16 protein-coding genes are annotated in these 19,675 nt (G+C 50.4%); 10 read left to right on the top strand and 6 right to left on the bottom strand.

Features of this window, described 5'->3' with window-relative positions; genetic code table 11:
- Window positions 1-341 precede the first annotated feature (341 nt).
- From ACEVG1_RS07215 to ACEVG1_RS07205, 3 genes are read left to right on the top strand one after another with little or no spacing between them, the layout of a single operon-like run.
- Window positions 342-545: a hypothetical protein gene (locus ACEVG1_RS07215; RefSeq protein WP_374742939.1), complete on the top strand. Its 204-nt coding sequence runs from the start codon at window positions 342-344 to the stop codon at window positions 543-545.
- On the top strand, window positions 506-985 hold the full coding sequence (locus ACEVG1_RS07210; protein ID WP_374742950.1) for a DUF6266 family protein: 480 nt from the start codon (window positions 506-508) through the stop codon (window positions 983-985). Before ACEVG1_RS07215 ends, ACEVG1_RS07210 begins: the two co-directional genes overlap by 40 nt.
- Window positions 986-996: 11 nt before the next feature.
- Window positions 997-1,569, top strand: a complete 573-nt coding sequence (locus ACEVG1_RS07205; RefSeq protein WP_374742938.1) for a DUF6266 family protein — start codon at window positions 997-999, stop codon at window positions 1,567-1,569.
- A 1-nt stretch (window position 1,570) separates the two neighbouring features.
- On the opposite strand, the gene ACEVG1_RS07200 is transcribed toward ACEVG1_RS07205, so the two are convergent.
- Entirely contained in the window at window positions 1,571-2,215 is a 645-nt protein-coding gene (locus ACEVG1_RS07200) for a response regulator transcription factor (protein WP_374742937.1), read from the bottom strand.
- Between the two features lie 43 nt (window positions 2,216-2,258).
- Window positions 2,259-5,240: a sensor histidine kinase gene (locus ACEVG1_RS07195; protein ID WP_374742936.1), complete on the bottom strand. Its 2,982-nt coding sequence runs from the start codon at window positions 5,238-5,240 to the stop codon at window positions 2,259-2,261.
- 196 nt (window positions 5,241-5,436) lie between these two features.
- Here ACEVG1_RS07195 and ACEVG1_RS07190 point away from each other — a divergent pair, with 196 nt between their 5' ends.
- Genes ACEVG1_RS07190 through ACEVG1_RS07160 form a run of 7 tightly spaced genes read left to right on the top strand, consistent with a single transcriptional unit; the run spans window position 5,437 to window position 13,104 of the window.
- Window positions 5,437-6,510, top strand: coding sequence for an NADH-quinone oxidoreductase subunit H (locus tag ACEVG1_RS07190; protein ID WP_374742949.1), 1,074 nt, complete (start codon window positions 5,437-5,439; stop codon window positions 6,508-6,510).
- Window positions 6,511-6,563: 53 nt separating this feature from the next.
- A complete protein-coding gene (locus ACEVG1_RS07185; RefSeq protein ID WP_374742935.1) occupies window positions 6,564-7,124 on the top strand; it encodes a 4Fe-4S binding protein in 561 nt (186 codons plus the stop codon).
- On the top strand, window positions 7,125-7,667 hold the full coding sequence (locus ACEVG1_RS07180) for an NADH-quinone oxidoreductase subunit J (RefSeq protein ID WP_374742934.1): 543 nt from the start codon (window positions 7,125-7,127) through the stop codon (window positions 7,665-7,667). It abuts the gene before it with no gap.
- Window positions 7,664-7,969, top strand: a complete 306-nt coding sequence (gene nuoK, locus ACEVG1_RS07175) for an NADH-quinone oxidoreductase subunit NuoK (protein WP_374742933.1) — start codon at window positions 7,664-7,666, stop codon at window positions 7,967-7,969. Before ACEVG1_RS07180 ends, nuoK begins: the two co-directional genes overlap by 4 nt.
- A 7-nt stretch (window positions 7,970-7,976) precedes the next feature.
- A complete protein-coding gene (locus ACEVG1_RS07170; RefSeq protein ID WP_374742932.1) occupies window positions 7,977-10,025 on the top strand; it encodes an NADH-quinone oxidoreductase subunit L in 2,049 nt (682 codons plus the stop codon).
- The gene (locus ACEVG1_RS07165) at window positions 10,022-11,623 is read left to right on the top strand and encodes a NuoM family protein (RefSeq protein WP_374742931.1); all 1,602 of its coding nucleotides are present in this window, start codon (window positions 10,022-10,024) and stop codon (window positions 11,621-11,623) included. Before ACEVG1_RS07170 ends, ACEVG1_RS07165 begins: the two co-directional genes overlap by 4 nt.
- Entirely contained in the window at window positions 11,620-13,104 is a 1,485-nt protein-coding gene (locus ACEVG1_RS07160) for an NADH-quinone oxidoreductase subunit N (RefSeq protein WP_374742930.1), read from the top strand. Before ACEVG1_RS07165 ends, ACEVG1_RS07160 begins: the two co-directional genes overlap by 4 nt.
- A 19-nt stretch (window positions 13,105-13,123) precedes the next feature.
- Here ACEVG1_RS07160 and ACEVG1_RS07155 read toward each other — a convergent pair whose 3' ends face one another.
- The 4 genes from ACEVG1_RS07155 to ACEVG1_RS07140 form a co-directional block, all read right to left on the bottom strand.
- A complete protein-coding gene (locus tag ACEVG1_RS07155; protein WP_374742929.1) occupies window positions 13,124-14,824 on the bottom strand; it encodes a hypothetical protein in 1,701 nt (566 codons plus the stop codon).
- A 12-nt stretch (window positions 14,825-14,836) separates the two neighbouring features.
- Window positions 14,837-15,619 carry an ABC transporter ATP-binding protein gene (locus ACEVG1_RS07150; RefSeq protein WP_374742928.1) on the bottom strand — a complete coding sequence of 261 codons (783 nt, stop codon included), beginning with the start codon at window positions 15,617-15,619 and terminating at the stop codon, window positions 14,837-14,839.
- A gap of 156 nt (window positions 15,620-15,775) precedes the next feature.
- A complete protein-coding gene (locus tag ACEVG1_RS07145; protein WP_374742927.1) occupies window positions 15,776-16,426 on the bottom strand; it encodes a DUF4391 domain-containing protein in 651 nt (216 codons plus the stop codon).
- A complete protein-coding gene (locus ACEVG1_RS07140) occupies window positions 16,426-19,659 on the bottom strand; it encodes a helicase-related protein (protein WP_374742926.1) in 3,234 nt (1,077 codons plus the stop codon). The genes ACEVG1_RS07145 and ACEVG1_RS07140 overlap by 1 nt, the downstream gene beginning before the upstream one ends.
- Window positions 19,660-19,675: the final 16 nt, after the last annotated feature.

Genomic DNA, 19,675 nt, shown 5'->3' with positions numbered 1-19,675 from the left:
TCAAAAAAATCAAAATGTCAAAGAACAAGAAATATGGAACTTATTTGATGCAAAAACTTAACGCATCACTAGTAATTAAAAATGATTAGTTACTTATTCTATTACTATATATATTTTATATTTGATCGTATTTTTATCGTAAATACATCGTATTTTCATCGTATTTTATACGATGAAAATAGGTTAAACATAAGTTTAATAAAGGTTTTCATATAATTTTAAAATATGTGTTATATAATTTTTATAAAATATCTATTAATAGAACAGGGGGAAAAGTGTATACTCGCAGGGGCGAGACCCTGTACATTACCAAGTATAGCCGTATTTAAAACGTCGCAATCATGGGCATCATCAAAAAAGGCATCAACGGGCCATTCAAGGGCAAAGCAGGCTCCGTGGTGGGAAGTAGCTGGAAAAAAATCGATTACATCAAAGGGTTGCAGCGGAAAAAGGCACCAAGCGTACGCCCTCCCCTCAACAGGCTGTCCAGCAACAACGGTTTAAACTGCTTACCCAATTTCTCCAGCCGATTTCGAAATTTCTGAACATTGGCCTTAAACCCTTCTTAGCCAAAGCCACAGGTGTGAATGCCGCATTCAGCCTGAATTATGACCATGCGTTTTTGGTCGATGGGGAACACATATCGCTCAACTATGAGGCGATGCAATTCAGCCACGGATCGCTATATACCGCCGGAGCGGAAAAGGCATGGCTCGCAAACGGCCACGTTACGGTTACCTGGCATACCGAAACCTATGGCATGGGTGGTGAAATGGATGATACTGCCCATGTATTGATATACAACCCCGAAAACGACCGGTTTTATGGGAGTGAGCAGGATATTACCCGACAGGACGGCATCGCGGTTATCGATCTGATTGGCGATAAATGTACCACGGGCCTACATACATGGATTTTCTTCGTTGACAAACTGCAGAAGCGGGCCTCTCCTACCGTATACATTCCCCTATCAAGCGAATCTTAAAACCAACCGATATGGACCTCCTTTACGATCGTAACAGTCCCACGAAAACAGAGAAACCCTATGGCAAACTTGCCGTCCAGCAACGGATGCGCCTCGCCATGGCATTCCTCAATCCCTTACGTTCGGTCATTTCCGAAAGCTGGCTGGGCCATGGCAAGGGTAGCAAAAAGAAAGCTTTCGGCCAAGCCCTCAAAAAACTGATGCAGGATGCGCTGGAAGGTGATTATCCCGATCAGCACGTCATCCCCGAGCGTGTCGGCATCAGCACGGGTATCCTGCCCGGCCTGTTGGCGGAAGATGTGGTGCTTAGCGAACAGACGCTGGAAGTTTATTTCTCCAGCAGGGAGACCCCGCTTGCACGGGCCAACGATGAAGTAGTATTGGTAGTATACAGTCCGCAAAGGGGCATCGCTGCACGCAACACCCACGTATGCAAACGCAACGAAGGGTATATCAAAGTCAACCTGCCGCCCCAGCTTTGGGCGGTTCCTTTCCACGTTTATCTATTCGTACACAGCGCCAGCAAAAAACAATACAGCAAGAGTGCGTACGTCGGGCAGTTGGGGCCGTGGCAGGAAGGGTAACCTATTTATACTTCCTGCTAATCAGCGCATGGCGGCTGTTGACCTGCAGTTTCTCGTAGATGTTCTTGATGTGGAATTTCACGGTTTCCAACGAAATATCAAACCGGATGGCCACTTCTTTGTTGGTCAGCCCCTCTTCGATGGCCTCCACCACCTGGGCCTCGCGTGGGGTCAATTTCTCATAAAGGTCGGTCGTGCCCTTGGGGTTGAAATATTCCACCACCTTCCGCGCAATGCCCGGCGACATCGGTGCACCGCCTTCATGGAGTGACACAATGGCTTCTTTGATTTTTTGCAACGGGGTTTGCTTAAGCAAGTAACCCGAAGCACCATTGCACAGCGCCTGGAATATGCGGTTGGCATCGTCATAAACGGTCAGCATAATCACCTCACACTTCGGCGCATGTTTCTTGATGCGCTTCACGCCTTTAATGCCCGACTCACCGGGCAGGCCGATATCAGAAAGGATGACATCCAGAAAAACATCCTCCTTCCATTGCTCGAAAAATGCTTCCACCGAATGTGCGGACAGCAAGCACGAAAAACCGGGCTGCTCGTTGAAAAAATCAACCAGCATATTCCTGATCTGTTCGTCGTCTTCAATAATGCCTAGGCGTATCATAAGGTAAAGGTAGGTATAGTTCATTAAAATACACCCCCCTTTTTGGGTAGTGCGTGGGCAACGGACATCAAGGGATAACCAAATGGAGGCTAAATACACCACCTACTGCCGTGTACGTCAACTCCCCGCCCACCCGGGATGCCCGCAGCCGCATGCTTTCCAGCCCACGCCCACCCTGGTGATCGGTGATGGGGCCATTCCCTCCGGCATACCGGTTCCTGACAGTAAGTTGGATGGTGCGACCGAAGTTCAGATCGATGGTGATTTCCGAACCATCGCCATATTTAATGGCATTGGTCAGCGCTTCTTTGAAGATGAGAAACAGATTTTGCCGCACAAGCTGCGTTACGGTCCGCAATGCCTGGTCGCCCCGCACATCAAACCGGTAAGTAATTTCCAACTCTTCACGGAGTTTGAAAAGGTAGTCCTTCATGCGGATCACCAGATCTTTTACCGTATCGAACCGCGAGTCGATGGACCACACCATATCGCTCATGGTAAGCAGCGCCTGTTTACTGGTATCGGCGATCTGCCGCAGTTGCCTATCGTCTGATGAGCTCTTAGGGTTGGCAGACAGCATGTCTGCTTGGAAGTAGATGCGGGTAAGCGAGCTGCCCACCTCGTCGTGTAAGTCACTGGCAATCTTGATGCGCATTTTCTTTTCTTTCCGCGACAGGTTTTCGCGATATTTGAAAAAAGCACCGATTATACCCGCAACGGCTGCCAACACCAGTATATTGAACCACCACGTTTGGTAGTAACGCGGTCGCTTAACGATGTCGAATTCCTTTTGAGTGCCTTCCATACCCGTGCTGCGCGTATCGATCTGGATACGGTACTCGCCCGGCGATGGCTCGATCAGCGAGATGAACTGGCCCATTCCAAGTTCTTCCCAGTCGCCCGCATTGAAGGCATACCGGATTTCGCTGTTCACCCGGTAGTTTCCCGGCGTTCCGACATAAAAGCCGGTCAGGCTTTGTTCGGGCTGCAGTATTAATGCTTGTAGTCCATGATAAGGCCACGTGTAATCAGATCGCTTTTCGCCTGCGGTCCCTGTCGATGTGTGCACCTCGGTCACGAAACTTTCCAATTGGCGCTGGTTATCAAACCAGGGCTGTGTCATGTCGAGCACCGTATACCCCATCAATCCACCTACGTACATACGATTTCTCGGCTTATCCCAAAAAGAGGCTCCAGCGTTGAACTCCGATTGACGCAACCCCTCGGCCGTGCCGATACGGCGCACCTGCTCTCCCTTAATCAGGTTCAAGCCATCTGCCGTACCGACAACCAACATCCCCGCTGCATGCTCCACACTATAAACGAGGTTGTTGCTTAGCCCCTCGTTGGCGGTATACGTTTGCCGTGCACGTCCGTCGCGATCGATAGCCACCAATCCATTGCCTTGGGTCGCCACCCACAGTGTATCGCCCACCACCAGCGACTTATAAATACCTAGGTTGCCAGACTGCGGGAAGCGCTTCACCAAAGTTTGCCCAAGGAGCTCAAACAACCCTAAATTGGTACTCAACAGCAGGTTACCTGAATCGATCACATGGATATGGCGCACATGGAGGTCGGAGAGTTGCGTCCCTTGGGTAGCTGCTTCAACACGGCTCAATTGGTAGTTTTCCTTCGCTAACAGCCAAAGCCCATTGGTGCTTCCGATCAAGAAATCGGTGTCCGTCTCTGCCAAATTAAGCACATAGTCGGGCAGGTTGAAGGCGTGGAGGTTCCGGGCACCTGCAGCGAGCGTGTACTGCAGGTTTTCGACACGGCGGCGACGGCGGTTGAAATGCTTGAGAAAACCGCCCTCCGTACCGATGAGCAGCTCATTGTCATTCATCGGCAGCACCGCATAAGCATGCTTAAGCTCCGGGAATGTGTGGAATGTGCCGTCAGATTCAAAGTAACTCGCTCCGCCATAGGTAGCGCAAAAAATGGAACCATCGGGAAACACGTGGATTCCCCGGGTGCTTTTGTTTGCGCTCAGGTTGGCCGGCACCAAGTCAGACAGCCCCTTGGTCTTCGGGTAAACAACAAAAATGCCCTCTTCGTTACCGAGCAGCACCTCGCGGTCAGTTATGTTGACTGTAGCGGTCTGGAACTGGTGCAGCGACGGCATATCCAATCGCTGCAAAACGTGGAGATTGGTATCCAACACGCATACCGACTCCGCATCGGCGTAAGCATGTATCTGCCCACCTTCCTGCAATACGTTAAACTTATCGGCCGAGACCGCAAACCCCTCGGTGGTCACCTTTTCCACAGCCCCCGCTTCTTTGAACCGAAAAACGCCCTGCTCGTAGACATCGAGTACAAGCCCTTTGGGTTGGGCAATCAAACTCATGACCACGTTACTTATGCCGGGTATTTCGTGGTATTTAATGGCGTACCCTCGATCGGGATCGATAGATAATAATGTTCCCACCGAGGTACCTACCCAATATTTGCCGCGCCACATCGTGACACTCCGCGGGAAAACCTTGTTGTTATTGACTCCCACCCCCAGCTTGTACAGGTCATCGATAAGTATGTACCGACCGCCTTCCACAAGCAACAGGTGGCCGTTTTCATAAGCAATCACCAACGTCGAATCTGCCACACGCTTCATCCAGTACACTGCGCGGTCCGATATGGGCGGCAGCAAGGTCGAATCCACTGGCTGTACCGTCCACGTTTTCAGATCGAGGTAACTCAGGTTGGCGTTTCCGGCCATCCATAAACGGTCCCGTTGGTCAACCAGGATACGCTGCGGCATATCATCCGTATGTAGTTGGCCGGCGATGGTTTTTAGGATATCCAGCGACCGGTACCCGTCATATCGATAGATTTCCCCGTTGGTGAGGAACCAGATAAACCCCCTACTATCGCGCGTCACGTCCTTTATCAACACCTCTTCGCGATCGGGGAACAGCTTCAATTTGGTAATCGCGTAATTTTGCGCAGCGGCAGGTATAAGGTAGCTAACGGATAATAGAATCGGTAGTAATGTCTTTGCGATATGTAGCATGATGGCGCGCGGAAATCGGGCAGTTCGTTCATTCATCGGTAAATCGACGATAAAAGTAGGAAAAAAACAGCACCTTTTGGTTAATTCTTCACCAACAATTTGGCACGTGCAATAGATTCCACAGTCGCGCATATTTGCCGGAAAAGCTGATAAAACAATAATCTATTAACTTACTATATATTATCCCATCAAATCGTTAAGTTTGCACGATATTTTAAGCAAGCAGCGCAACGTGGCTTTTTACCTTACATACCTTCTTGTTGGTGCTATACTGTTCGGATTCATTGCCGCCTTTACCTTGTTTGCGGTCTACAGCGAGCGTAAAATAGCGGGGTTTGTGCAAGACCGGCTCGGTCCGATGGAGACCGGGAAATACGGTAGCCTGCAAACCCTGGCTGACATCCTGAAGCTCATCCAGAAAGAATACATCACGCCCGCGGCGGCCGATAAGGCCCTCTTCGCCGCCGCACCCGTCATTATTTTCGTAGCTGTATTCCTTGGGTTCGCCGTAATGCCCTGGGCCCCCGGCATGGCACCATCCGGCCTGTATCTAGGGCTTTTCTTTGTCATCGCCATCATTTCCGTCGATGCCATCGGCTTATTGATGGCCGGCTGGGGCTCGAACAACAAGTTTTCATTGCTGGGGTCCATGCGTGCGGTGGCACAGATTGTCTCGTACGAAATCCCTTCGGGCCTGGCGCTGATTGCAGCAGTCATGATTACGCAGACGCTTGATCTTCGCGAAATCGTAATCAATCAAGGTATACAGACCGTCGAGCGCTTGTTGTTCGCCGGGGTGTGGGATGTAACCCCTATTGGTGGACTGTTCGCATGGAACATTTTCCAAGCACCTCACCTGCTACTCGCCTACGTGATTTTTTTCATTGCGTCTCTTGCCGAATGCAACCGGGCACCGTTCGATATCCCCGAAGCTGAGTCGGAACTGGTAGGCGGGTTCCATACCGAGTATGGCGGACTCCGGTTCGCCTTTATTTTCCTCGCCGAGTATGCGATGATGTTCCTGGTAGCGATGATTGGCGTTGTCGTGTTTTTAGGCGGTTGGAATACGCCCCTACCCAATATCGGTGCAGTGAAACTGGCCGACTGGACCACCGGATTGGCTTGGGGTATTTTCTGGACGCTCTCCAAAACCCTGCTCATCGTGGGCATACAGATGTGGATCCGATGGACATTACCCCGATTGCGCGCTGACCAACTGATGGCACTCTGCTGGAAAGTATTGACGCCACTGGCATTCCTATGCATGGCCATTTCGGGAATATGGCGGGTGTGGGTGATGGTTTAGCTTTGAGATATGAGACGGCAAACAGCATATGGCAAAATAGCAAATAGCAAAAAATGTTTAAAATAACCATACAGGCATTCATTACCGCTGCCAAGGGATTGGCGGTTACCCTGGCGCACTTCTTCGGTGCACGGCGGTCGCGCGGTGTGGTGGATGTCCGTAAGGCAAATTATTTCGAACAGCAGGAAGGCGTAACGACGGTACAATTTCCGAAAGAGAAAATGCCCATTCCCGAAGTAGCCCGTTACCAACTGGATGTCGAAATCGACGACTGCATCGTCTGCGATCTGTGTGCAAAAGCCTGTCCGGTGGATTGCATCACCATCGAATCGGTAAAAGCCACCGACGTGATCGGAAAAACGTCGGACGGCAGTGTCAAACGTCTCTATGCTGCCCAGTTCGACATCGATATGGCTAAATGCATGTATTGCGGCTTATGCACGGTGGTGTGCCCCACGGAATGCATCACCATGACCGACCAATACGACCGGAGCATGACCAATTTGGCGGAGCTGACCTATTCATTCGCTGATATGACGCCGGAAGAAGTGGAAGAAAAGAAACGGGAATGGACAAAATTCCAAGCTGAAAAGGAGGCGGCAAAAAGCAAATAAATGCAAGCACTCGTATTCTACGCCTTTTCAATAATAGCCATCGGCTCAGCCATTGTCCTGGTCAGCATGCATAACCTGGCAAGGGCCTTGTTCCTGTTTTTCATCGTGCTTTTTTCCGTGGCCGGCCTGTATGTCTTCGCATTGGCCGATTTCGTAGCCATTACCCAAATACTCATTTACGTAGGCGGCGTATTGGTGTTGATGCTCTTTGCGTTCATGTTGTCTAACAAAACATTGCTGGACCAGTTGCAAACGGGTACTGCTCACTTTTTTGCCTTACCGGTATGGCAGGCCATATTGATTTCGGCCAGTTTCCTGGCCATCCTCGTGTACGCATCGTTACAGCTAGGGGCGCAACAACCTGCGTGGATCGCGGTTGCCGAACAAGAGGGCACCATCATCGCGCCTACCGACAGCACCATCCAGCATATCGGTATCCAGTTGATGACAAGATACCTCCTGCCGTTCGAAGTGGTCTCCGTGTTGCTTATGATGGCGTTGATCGGGGCCGCCCACCTGACCCGGAAGGAGGATACACCATGATTACGCTTACGCATTTTCTCGTTGTGGGTGCATGCCTTTTTTCGATTGGCCTGTATGCCGTCATGGCGCGCCGCAATGCGATTATGGTACTGGTAGGTATCGAACTGATGATCAACGCTGCGATCCTCAACCTCGTCGCTTTCGGGCGCTATGACACAGAGCACTACGGTGGCCAGGCCTTCGCGCTCTTTGCCATCGTATTGGCGGCAGCAGGCGTGGCCGTGGCCCTCGCTATCATCCTCAACGTATATAAGCACCATAAGACCATCAATCCGGAAGACATCAACCAATTAAAAGATTAAGCTACCCTTGACGCTACCGACACCGACATATCCACTTCTGGCCGCCCTTGCGACGGTTTTGCTGCCGTTCATAGGCTTCCTGTTATCGGCCATAGCTGGTAGAAGAGCCAAAAGCGGGGCTATTTCCATTACAGCGATTGCATTGAGTGTCGTTGCCGCAGGTTATACCTTTGCCAATGTGTGGGGCGGAGAGCCCATCCACATCCAATGGCGGTGGTTCACCATCGGTGAGCAGGCCTTCCATGTGGGCCTACTGCTGGATAATATGGCCGTGCTGATGTTGCTGTTGGTCTCCGTAGTGGCCCTCCCCGTACACATTTATTCGGTGGCTTACATGAAGGGCGATCCGGGTATCCACCGGTACTGGACGTTCCTCAGCCTCTTCTGTGCGGCGATGCTGGGATTGGTCATTGCCGACAACCTGCTGCTAATGTACGTCTGTTGGGAAATCGTCGGCTTTGCCTCCTACTTACTTATCGGCTTCTGGTTTACCAAGGATGCCGCCGTGCAGGCCAACAAACGTGCATTTATCATCAACCGCATCGGCGACATCGGCTTTCTCATCGGTTTCGCGATCCTGTACGCCGGCTTCGGTACGCTCGACATCAACGCCCTTTTCGGACCACAGGGGCTTTTCGCAACAGCTGCGGGGGCCAGTACAGCGGGTTCAACCCTGCATGGTGGATTACCAGCGGGCTGGATTACCGCTGCCGGACTGGCTTTTTCCCTCGGTGCCATGGCCAAATCGGCACAATTCCCGCTGCACGTCTGGCTGCCCGCGGCGATGGAAGGGCCCACGTCGGTGTCCTCGCTCATCCACGCAGCTACCATGGTGGCCGCCGGGGTGTTCCTGCTGGCCCGCATCTTCCCCGTATTTGATGATACCGTTTTGCTCGTCATCGCTGCCACAGGCACGGTAACCGCCTTGATTGCTGCTTATTTCGCGCTTACCCAATTCGACATCAAGAAAATATTAGCCTTTTCAACCGTGTCGCAACTGGGCTTCATGATGGTAGGCATCGGCATTGGTCTATATCCCATCGCACTGTTCCATTTAGCCACGCATGCGTTTTTCAAATGTTTGCTATTTCTCTGCGCGGGAGCTGTCATCCATGAGATGCAGCACTTCAACGATAAGCACCGGCTTGGTATCGACCCGCAGGACATCCGCAACATGGGGGGGCTACGCCGGTATATGCCCGTCACCTTTGCAACCATGCTGATTGCTTCGCTTGCGTTGGTGGGCTTCCCGCTCACTTCGGGGTACCTTTCCAAAGATGCCCTGTTGGTCCATGCCTTCGAATGGGCAGCATTGCATCAGGGCGCAGCCCACATCATACCGTATGTATTGGCTTTCGTGAGCGTGCTCACCAGCTTTTACATCTTTCGCCTGCTGGCGAAGGTGTTTTTCGGTACTGCCGCCACACCGGCGTTGGCCAACGGCCAGGCCAAACTGCACGATCCCGCTGTATGGATGACCGGACCGATGCTGGTTTTAGCCGTGTGTTCGCTCTTCCCGCTGTTTACCTTCCATCCGTTGAACGATGGCCATGTATGGCTCTTGCAAGGACTTGTTGTCACGAAGCCGTTCGCCTCGCTTCCGATGCTACACCTCGCCATCCCGACCGGTTCGGCGCTCGCCACCGTTGCGGTTGCGCTACTGGTATGGCGTTGGTACGTAAAAGGCACCTATGCCCTCAAAACCGACGGCTTGCTTTATCGGCTGTCGTTCCATCAAGGGTACCTGGATGGCATGTACGACCGGTTCGTGGTGGGTACGGTCTTGCGGTTTGCCGGTGCGCTGCGTTGGGTAGACACCTATGTGGTGGATGGCCTCGTACATGGATTTACCGCATTGGGGCGTAGCCTCGCGGCAGCAGCAGGATGGGTAGATCAGCGTATCGTGGACGGCTTGGTCCGGCTCATCGGGAAATTGGCCTGGGGATTGGGCAACGTGGTACGGCGCACGCAGACCGGCCGGCTGCAAGGTTATTTTTCCACCCTGTTTTTATTAATTTTGGTGATTTTGCTATACCATATGATCGTGCAAGCATGAACCCGCATCTATTAACCATACTTATTTTCTTGCCGCTCGTCGCCGCCACGGTGATGTTTGCTGTACCTACAGGCAAGCGGAATGCCTATAAATACATCGCACTCGCTACTGGCGTATTGCAGCTGGTATTGAGCGGCGGCATGTATTACCTCTTTCATCCCAAAGGTGCTGGCATCTCCCAGGAACGTTTGTACCAATTCGTGGACCACATCCCTTGGATACGGCTCGACATGGGGGGGCTGGGCCGCTTGGAAATCGATTATTTCATCGGGGTGGATGGTCTTTCCATGCCGCTGCTTTTCCTTTCGGCATTGGTGATGGTCATTGCTATCGGTGCCTCGTGGAATGTGCAGAAAAGTGCGAAGGGCTATTTTGTATTGCTGATGATCCTCGATATGGCCGTGATGGGTGTATTCTCGGCGCTCGACTTCTTCCTGTTTTACATCTTCTATGAGTTGATGCTGCTGCCGCTGTATTTCCTTATCGGGATATGGGGCGGTGCACGGCGCGAATATGCAGCCATCAAGTTCTTTTTGTACACCTTGTTTGGCTCTGTGTTCATGCTACTCGTCATCGTAGGACTGTATTTCTCGGTGACCAATCCCGAAACGGGCGCACACACCTTCAACATGCTGCACATGATGGACCCGGCCAACTACGTGCCCGGATCGTTCTTCTCGGCATTGGCCAACCAGGAACTCTTCGGCATACCGGCACGGCTACTCGGTTTTATCGTATTATTTATCGCATTCGCCATCAAAGTGCCCATTGTACCGCTGCACACCTGGCTGCCCGATGCGCACGTGGAAGCGCCCACCCCAATTTCCATCATTTTGGCGGGCGTACTGCTGAAGGTGGGGGGATATGGTATCCTGCGCATCTGCTTTAGCATATTCCCCGATGCGGCCATGCAATCTGCTTGGTGGCTCGGCCTAATCGGCGTGGTGTCCATTATCTACGGTGCGCTGGTGGCCCTGGCACAGCGCGACCTGAAGCGTATGATAGCTTATTCATCGGTGTCGCACATGGGGTTTGTGCTGCTGGGCGTGGCTTCATTCACCACGGAAGGTACGGCCGGTGCACTATTCCAGATGATTAGCCACGGATTCCTGTCGGCCGCCCTATTTTTCCTCGTTGGCATGCTCTACGACCGGGTGCACGACCGCGGTATCTACCATTTCCGTGGATTGGCCACGCTGATGCCCCGGTATACGGTATTCGTCGCAATCGCTTTTTTCGCATCACTGGGGTTGCCGGGGTTCTCGGCATTCATCGGCGAGGTATTCGTTATCATCGGCGCGTTCAATGCGGAAAGCGCAAACGGTTTGCTGCCCCGGTGGATGGCCATCGCGGGTTCCGTTGGTATCCTGCTGAGTGCGGCCTATTTCCTCTGGACGCTGCAGCGGATGTTTTTCGGGCAGCCCCGTCTCAAGGGAGGAGCGGTATGGTCTGAAGCGCTTACGGACGCATCGCCGCGCGAAACGGTGATTATGGTGCCCATGCTGGTGCTAGCGCTGGCGCTGGGCGTATACCCTGCCTTAGCACTGGACAAAATCAATGCGTCGGTACTGGCGCTGGTTGAATTAGTAACGAAATGACTTCCCAACTACCCGATATAAGCGAAAGACTGGACCACATCGTCGGCGGATTGCCCGCACTGGCACCGGAACTGGTGCTGATCGCGGCATTCGTGGCAAGCATCCTCACCGGATTGTTCGTCGACCGGCTGTGGCGACACGCCACGTTCACTGTTGCGCTGATCGGGATCGCCCTCTCCGCCGTATGCAGTGGCTTCCAACTTGCCGCGCCCGATGCCGACGGCGTATTATTCGGCATGGTGGCCACCGATGTAGTCAGCCAATACATGCGTATATTGATTGCCATCGTCGGCCTGCTGTTTGCCTGCTTCGTGCATGCCAGTCCCGACTTCGGCGCGCACCGCAAAAAAACGGGCGATCTATACCCTATTTTGCTGGCCGTGCAGATCGGCCTGAACCTCATGGCGCTCGCCTCCAATTGGCTTCTCACCTTTATCGCCATTGAAATGGTATCCATTGGCTCCTATCTGATGGTCGGCTATCTCGCCAAGGATTCCCGGCAGACCGAAGCGGCGATGAAGTACGTGCTGTTCGGTGCCGTGTGCTCCGCGGTGATGCTTTACGGGATGTCGTTGCTCTACGGCTTCACGGGCAACCTCGACTACACCTCAGCCCAGCATATCCAGGGGCTTACTGGTGCATCGCCTTTGCTCGTCACCATCGCCCTCCTGTTCGTCTTCACGGGCATCGGGTTCAAACTCACCTTCGTGCCCTTCCATTTCTGGACGCCCGACGTGTACCAAGGGGCGCCCACGCCGGTTACGGCCTTCCTTTCCACCGCTCCTAAAATTGCCGGTATTGCCCTGTTGGCCAATATCCTGTATGCATGGCCGCCGGATAGTTTCGCCTACCAGCACCTTCGGTTGCTGCTGGTGGCTGCGGCTGCGGTGACGATGCTTTGGGGCAACCTGGCTGCCCTGCGGCAGACCGATGTGAAGCGCATGATGGCCTATTCATCCATCGGCCACACCGGTTTCCTCATGATGGCTGTGCTGGCGTATTCCGCCCAAGACCATACGATCTTATTATACTATTTGGCGGTCTACTCCTTGATGAATATGGGCGTATTCATGCTTACCGGCTACATCGAGTCACGCACCGGAGCTGTGGACGTGAGGCAATATCACGGTCTGGGCAGGGCCATGCCGCTGGCGCTGGTTTGTTTTACCCTCATCATGATATCGCTTACGGGCATCCCCCCTACCTCGGGCTTCGTGGCCAAGTTGCTCGTATTCACTGCGGTCTTCCACGACTGGCAGACCACAGGTGATATCGGCATGGTCGTGCTGTTGATCGTGGGGGCACTCACCACCGTTATTTCCTTGTTCTTTTACTTCAAGATTCCGTTGCATGCCTTCTTAAAAACAGCGGAAAGCCAATCCGAAATAAAACCGTTGCGGCATTCCATCCTATGGTTGGCTGTGCTCCTCACCGTTGCGGTATGGCTACTCGGGGTATTCCCAGACTGGTTGGTGGGATGAGCTAACGATGATGCAGCAGTTAGGTAGTAGGTACAGCGACAAGGTGATGAAATTCTTTGCGGAAATACTTCATTAGGATGATGAAAACAATCCACGCCGCGGTAGCTATCCCCCAAATGAGTGCGTCATTTGCGGCAAAGAAATAATGGACGTATCCAAGCAGCCCCACAAATCCCGTCAATAGCAGCGTCACGACAATCTGTCCCCCCTGCTGTTTGATAGGCCGTGAAAATGGGTATGCTTTGGTCAAAAACAGGGCAATCAACAGGGCTTCGATACTGCCAATACCGGCAGCAAGCAGGGCATCGTTAACAATCCCAACTCCCATCGCAGGGATGCCGATCACGACCAATATAAAAATATAGGGATAGAAGAACTTGACAAGCACGGCCATGAGGACACCTGCCATCAATTCGCCGGGGGCGCGTAGTGGTGCGGCATGATACACCCATGCCGCTTTAAAGCGCTCACTCTGCGAAATGGACTGGAAAACCGTCATCAGCGTGAATATCGACAGGTAAAACAAGACAATGAATGTGCCTTGTTCGCGCATCCGTTCCAATTTGGCCATCAGCGAACTCCCTGTCCCCTCCGCATCACCACCGAAACCCACGAAAAAGAGAAACACGAAATATACCGGTATGAAACCCAGCGACGGATAGACTTTCTGTTTAAACTCCCGCGACCGGCCGGTGATGAGCCACACGATGGCAAACCCCGCGCTTTCCAGCGGTGTACGGCTAACCAGTGAGCCAAGCCGATCCCCAAGGGTACGCTTTGCCGTGGTGGGACCAAGCGCTACCTTAGGTGCCGTATCGCCACCGCTCCCACCGGCTATTGCCGCAATTTTGTCATTGAATCCGGTGGCAAACATCCGTACCACCAACCACAACGCCACCAACGGGGTTAGCAGACCCAATACGCTAAGCGCCACCACCAACCCCGAAAAGGGTGGTACGACGAGCTGTTGGATGGAAGCGACCCACACGGGAGGCAATAACCACGCTGCCGGTGTAGAAGCGATGGTCAATTGCTGTACCCATTCACTACGCAACAATGTCGGTCCCAGATAATAGGATGAGAATATAGCTACCGAAAATACGACCTGAAATATCGACACCGTATCTTTCAACCGCTGTGCGGAGAGCCATTTCACCATCATCAAGTAGAAAAGATTGACAATGAGCAAGGTGAGTATACCGGCAATGACGGTTTGCAGGAGGAAAATGGCACCTCCGACGATGCCGTTCGCCACTAGGGCATAAATCAATCCCGGCAAGGCAAGACCCACCAATAAACCAAGCAGGAGGATGCCAATATGCAGGATACGGCTTACCGAAAATGTCCGGTCGTCTACCGGCCGCGGCAAGACGATGAACTGGTCGCGCGTATCCAATAAGATGGTTGAGAACTCGCTGATCAGCATCAATGCCAACACGCACATCAGGGAGAAAAAGTAGAAGGAATCAGCGACGAAAGAGTCGTCCAGGAGGAAATAATACAATAAGAACATCGCCCCCATCACCGCCATCACGATGGTCTGGATAATGCTCGTGTTCGATGATTTTTTCTTCGACCCGGTTGCCCACGACATCATCGGGCGACGGTTATCGATGACCAGTTTGACCGTCAGGATTAACCGGAGTTTGGCTAAATCAACGCCCAGGCGCTTCCATAGGAACGCAGGCAGCAGCAGCATTTCGAGGATCAGTTTATTCATGAGGTCATCCTACTATTGTTCGTCGAGGGCTGAAATGATCCGGGCGGCATCATTGCTATCACCCGCCCGGCCCGTAAGCCGTGCGAAAACGTGTTCCAACGTTTCGCCATGCCCGTGCTTCAGGGAGTCGAACGTACCATCGGCCACGATAGCGCCATCGTTAATGAGCAGGATACGGTCGGAAATTTTCTCTACCACATCCATCATGTGCGAGCAGTAGAAGATGGTTTTCCCTTCCTTTGCCAGCAGGGATATCATTTCCTTCACGGTAATCACGGCATTGGCATCCAGGCCCGACAGCGGTTCATCAAGCATGATAATGCGTGGATTGTGGATGATCCCCGCGATGAGCAGTACCTTCTGCCGCATGCCCTTCGAGAACGTGTCCATGCGCGTGTTGAGTTGTTCGCCGAGCCCGAAGCTTGCCAGCAGCCGTTCTGCCCGGCTGCGAATGACCGGTGCTTCCATACCGTAGAGCTTACCCACGAAATCGAGGTATTCCAGCGGGGTGAGCACATCATAAAGTTCTGCATTTTCGGGCACGTATCCGATTTTGGCTTTCACCGCGAGTGCATCGCCCCGCAGGTCGATGCCATCGACGGTCACCGTGCCCTTGAAATCGGTGATCAGTCCACAAAGTATTTTCACGGTGGTCGACTTACCCGCGCCGTTCGGCCCGATGTAACCGATAATCTGGCCGGGATAGATATCGAGGTCAATGCCCTTTAGGATATGCTTGCTACCATACCATTTTTCAAGGCCGGTGATGCTGATGATGGGTTGCTTTTCTTCCATGTCTGTTTACGCAGTACGAATGGGTAAAACTACTGTTTTTTTGTAAACCAAACCGACGCGATGAAAATCCTCGGGGTGTACAGAATTAATCAGCGTTGTTTCAAAAGTAATCAAGTCTAAAGTGCCATGAAATTATCCAGTGGACGTTCTATAGCATTAATGGAGTCGTTCAATGCGCTTTAAAACCTCGCTTAAACGAAGATTCAATTCAACCTTTTTGTTAAACTGTCTACTTCTGGAAATTTCTGATTTCAGTTTCTTACCTTCCCGCTGAAGCTGGTCCAAAAGGCGGCTCTTTTCTACCAAGGCAGCGATGGTTCGAAGGTCACTATCAACGAAACCCGACAATTGCTTGCAGAAATCGAAGAAAACAAAATCCAGGGTTTCTTTCAGGGTTAGGCGGTAAGGTAAACCTTGGTCTGACCACCATTCAGACTTAAACGTCCAGTCAATTACTGATATATCGGTCTTTACAGGATGAGCATGTTTGCTGGATGCTGACAGGTAGTATTCCCTGCCAAAATAGACGATGAAAATAATAGCATACGGACTAGCCTTGTCAATGACGGCCAATACCTCCGGTATCTCCTGTTTGCTTTTTAGCTCAATTTGGATGATTTGGATCTCGTCAAGCGTTTTCCCCGATAGGTTGATTGTATCCGCAGCCAATTTGTTTGTCCATGTAATTTTGGACACTAAGTCCGTAAAAAGTTTTTTTTGCTTGGTATCTGTATACTCATCAAAGGCATTTTTCGGAACGATACGGTTGACGAATGTGGTCTTCGGTAACTGAAAGACATCCACCATCAGCGAACAATTAAAAATGAAATTAATTGGAAATCCTCTAACCCCTTGAGTTTTTCCGTCAATGCCGTGGTGCCTCCCGACCGGAAGAGGCTTTGTACTTCTTTCTCTTCCTCCGTTTCAATGATGGATCCGATACTCTGCTTTAACAATTGAGAGTACCTACTCATATCATGATATTCATCGGTTTCCTTGCTTAACGCCTTGCACAAATCAATAAGCGGTTCCTTATGCCCGTTGGATAACATCCGCATGGCATCAAGAATCTTTTTCGAATCCACGTGCCGCAACTGCACACCACCTAAACTGTTCATATACACCAGGTAAAACGGATGCAGACGATTTACCTTATTGATGTTAACGGAAGAATTTAGGTTTTTTAGCACGAATATCACACCGGGCGGAAGCACCGTTGACGATTTCACCACCGCGTGCAATCCCTCCGGAATATTGTTTAACGGACCATACTGTTTGATTAAATTGGCTAAATCAACCCTAAAATCATTTAAGCCCAGGTCCGTGATATCAACCCCTTCGCGCAGATCTTCCAAATCTATGACCTCGTCTTTCAGCTTCTGCAATTGAATCTTTCGGTATTCGAGATCCGGGTCATTTTCATTCAAAATATTATCGTCTCCGGTACCAGCCATGTTAGTTATCAGCATCTTGCTTTCAACCTTTTGCTTTAAGTTGATGTAAGCATCAAGGGTAACATCCGGCCAAAAATTAACCATGGTAATGGTTTCATTTTTCGAGCCAATTCGATCTATCCGACCAAAGCGCTGAATGATACGTACCGGATTCCAATGGATGTCATAATTCACTAAAAAATCACAATCTTGGAGATTCTGACCTTCTGAAATACAATCCGTTGCAATTAATATGTCAATCGATTCCTTCAACTCGGGGTACACAAGCCCTTTGCCCTTGGAAACCGGAGAAAAACAAGTCAATAAAGCATTGAGATCAGACGGGATTTTTGTGGCATTACTAATCTTCCTGGATCCGGTGATCAATGCTGTATGTAAGCCGTATTTCGTCTTAAACTGCTCTTGGATATTACTGTACAGATAATTGGCGGTATCGGCAAATGCGGTGAAGATGATCACCTTTTTATTATCCGTGTTAAACGGCTGGTTGATTTTTCCCTCCAGTAAGCCAATCAAATGATTCAGTTTATAATCTTCCGTGCCACGTATGGTTTCAATGCTACTCCACAGGCTTTTAAGTAAATATAGATCTTCAGCTAAGTCTTCACGCCATCGCACAGCATCCATGTCCGCGACATGGACCTTAATCTTTTTGCCAATGAAAAATTCCTCTTCACCCCAGTCTGACTCCCAATCGAAATTTTCATCCTCGATCTTAGCTTGGATGCCCTCATAATCTGCTTTTCCTCCTTCTTCCACCGTATGTATGGCGCGCTCAATTTGCGCGATGATCCCCTCCAGCGTAATCCGGAAAGAATCCACCGAACTTTCCAGGCGTTTCAGCAAATTAATTCGCATCAAAATCCGTAAACTATTATCGCGGTCAATTTGAGACAACTTTCCAGCACCCGACCGGACATCTTTCTCATACAGGCCCCGATAGAATTCAACCTTACTTGGCAAAATATAGTTCAATGGTGTATAGACCGAAAGATTTAACAGGATAAGCTTTTCGGCAATTTCCACATAGGTGACTTGGCCATCTTTTGTCAGTGCGCTCTGAATGGATAAAGGTTCATTCCGTTTGGGAAACTTTCCGATCGCAGTTGTATCGTAGTAGGTCGTAATATGCTTTCTGGAACGGGCAATGGTGAGCGAATCCAATATTTCGAAGAAGTCATAGTCCAGCATGTCAAGCAAATTTTCCGTCGTGCGACGCGATGCATCATATTTGCTCCAAACATTGAATGCTTGCTGTGCCTTGCGGAATATCTGTTCAACACCACTTTTTGTCGCTAACTTCTGATCGATCAGATGAGGTTGCCCTTCATAGGCCAGTGCGAGTTGGTTCTTAAGGTCGTTGAAACGATTGTTCACTGGTGTAGCGGACAACATCAGTACTTTGGTTTCTATCCCTTCTTTGACTACCTTTCGCAGCAGTTTCTGATAGCGGTTTTCGCGATCTGAATAGGGATTGTTATTTCTGAAATTATGGGATTCATCAATTACCACCAATCCGTAATTTCCCCAATTCACATTTTCCAGAATCCTGCCATTGCTCATGCCCCGATCACGGCTCAAATCGGTGTGGAATAACACGTCATACCGGAATCGATCCGCAGCAAGAAAATTATTCTTGTCGTTTTGCCGGTAAGTATTCCAGTTCGCTTCAAGTTTTTTAGGACATAAAACCAGGACATCCTTATTCCGCATCTCGTAATATTTAATCACGCCCAATGCAGAAAAGGTCTTGCCAAGACCAACACTGTCCGCGATGATGCAGCCACTAAATTTTTCCAATTTATTAATAGCTCCAATCACTGCATCTTTCTGGAAATTATACAATTTGCTCCAAATCAATGTATCCTTAAATCCGATTTGATCATTGGGTATAGCATCCAACGAAAGGTCATCCAGAAAATCATTGAAAATGTTATACAACGTGATGAAATAGATGAATTCCGGGCTATTTTCACGGTAAGCGCTTTCAAAATAACTTTGAACCTGCGCCGTAACCTCTTTCAAGTCATCCTCATTGCTCCACACCTGATCAAACCAATCCAGGTATGCCTGGCTATTAGGAAAACTTGTCTTTTGAATGAGTGTGGGAAAACCTTTTTTATGGGTGAATCCAAGGTCTGCCGTGGTGAAACTGCCGATATTTGAATAATTAACAGAATCAGTCGGACTATTTTCGACATGGATCATACCATGTAGAGGCTGGTGAAAATGTTTGTTGGACTTGAATGTTACCTTCGCCTTTACCCATTTCGAACATTCCCGCGCGATAGCGCGCTGATTAAGCTGGTTTTTAAGCCTTAGTTCAAATTCTCCACCACACAGGTCCGCCTCCTTATAGAGATGTGGGATAAAAAACTTCGGCACTTCTTTCTTAAAGTGCTCTTCAACGAACGTTGGGGAACTAAAAATGAAACGTAACTCATCTATTTTCTCGAGTCCCTTTTTAAGCACTTCATAGGCGTAAATAGAAAAGGAAGAAGCGGCAATGCTGATCTTACTGCCTTTTTTAATGCTTACCTTGAGATCATCCCCCAAGCGACTATTTACGTTATCAATGAGCTCCATATGTCCGTGTTGATTA

The organism is Parapedobacter sp. 2B3 (genome assembly GCF_041925275.1).
GTDB classification, from domain to species: domain Bacteria; phylum Bacteroidota; class Bacteroidia; order Sphingobacteriales; family Sphingobacteriaceae; genus Parapedobacter; species Parapedobacter pyrenivorans_A.
The sequence above is the reverse complement of the archived record's forward strand: the minus strand, read 5'-3'. Positions and strand labels throughout refer to the sequence as shown.

Excerpts from the sequence above, each read along its gene's own strand:
- ACEVG1_RS07185 (WP_374742935.1), top strand. The coding sequence starts at position 6,564 with ATGTTTAAAATAACCATACAGGCATTCATTACCGCTGCCAAGGGATTG.
- ACEVG1_RS07155 (WP_374742929.1), bottom strand. The coding sequence starts at position 14,824 with ATGAATAAACTGATCCTCGAAATGCTGCTGCTGCCTGCGTTCCTATGG.
- ACEVG1_RS07145 (WP_374742927.1), bottom strand. The coding sequence starts at position 16,426 with ATGGTGGATGTCTTTCAGTTACCGAAGACCACATTCGTCAACCGTATC.
- ACEVG1_RS07165 (WP_374742931.1), top strand. The coding sequence starts at position 10,022 with ATGAACCCGCATCTATTAACCATACTTATTTTCTTGCCGCTCGTCGCC.
- ACEVG1_RS07215 (WP_374742939.1), top strand. The coding sequence starts at position 342 with ATGGGCATCATCAAAAAAGGCATCAACGGGCCATTCAAGGGCAAAGCA.
- ACEVG1_RS07195 (WP_374742936.1), bottom strand. The coding sequence starts at position 5,240 with ATGAATGAACGAACTGCCCGATTTCCGCGCGCCATCATGCTACATATC.
- ACEVG1_RS07180 (WP_374742934.1), top strand. The coding sequence starts at position 7,125 with ATGCAAGCACTCGTATTCTACGCCTTTTCAATAATAGCCATCGGCTCA.
- ACEVG1_RS07140 (WP_374742926.1), bottom strand. The coding sequence starts at position 19,659 with ATGGAGCTCATTGATAACGTAAATAGTCGCTTGGGGGATGATCTCAAG.
- ACEVG1_RS07150 (WP_374742928.1), bottom strand. The coding sequence starts at position 15,619 with ATGGAAGAAAAGCAACCCATCATCAGCATCACCGGCCTTGAAAAATGG.
- ACEVG1_RS07160 (WP_374742930.1), top strand. The coding sequence starts at position 11,620 with ATGACTTCCCAACTACCCGATATAAGCGAAAGACTGGACCACATCGTC.
- ACEVG1_RS07200 (WP_374742937.1), bottom strand. The coding sequence starts at position 2,215 with ATGAACTATACCTACCTTTACCTTATGATACGCCTAGGCATTATTGAA.
- ACEVG1_RS07205 (WP_374742938.1), top strand. The coding sequence starts at position 997 with ATGGACCTCCTTTACGATCGTAACAGTCCCACGAAAACAGAGAAACCC.
- nuoK (WP_374742933.1), top strand. The coding sequence starts at position 7,664 with ATGATTACGCTTACGCATTTTCTCGTTGTGGGTGCATGCCTTTTTTCG.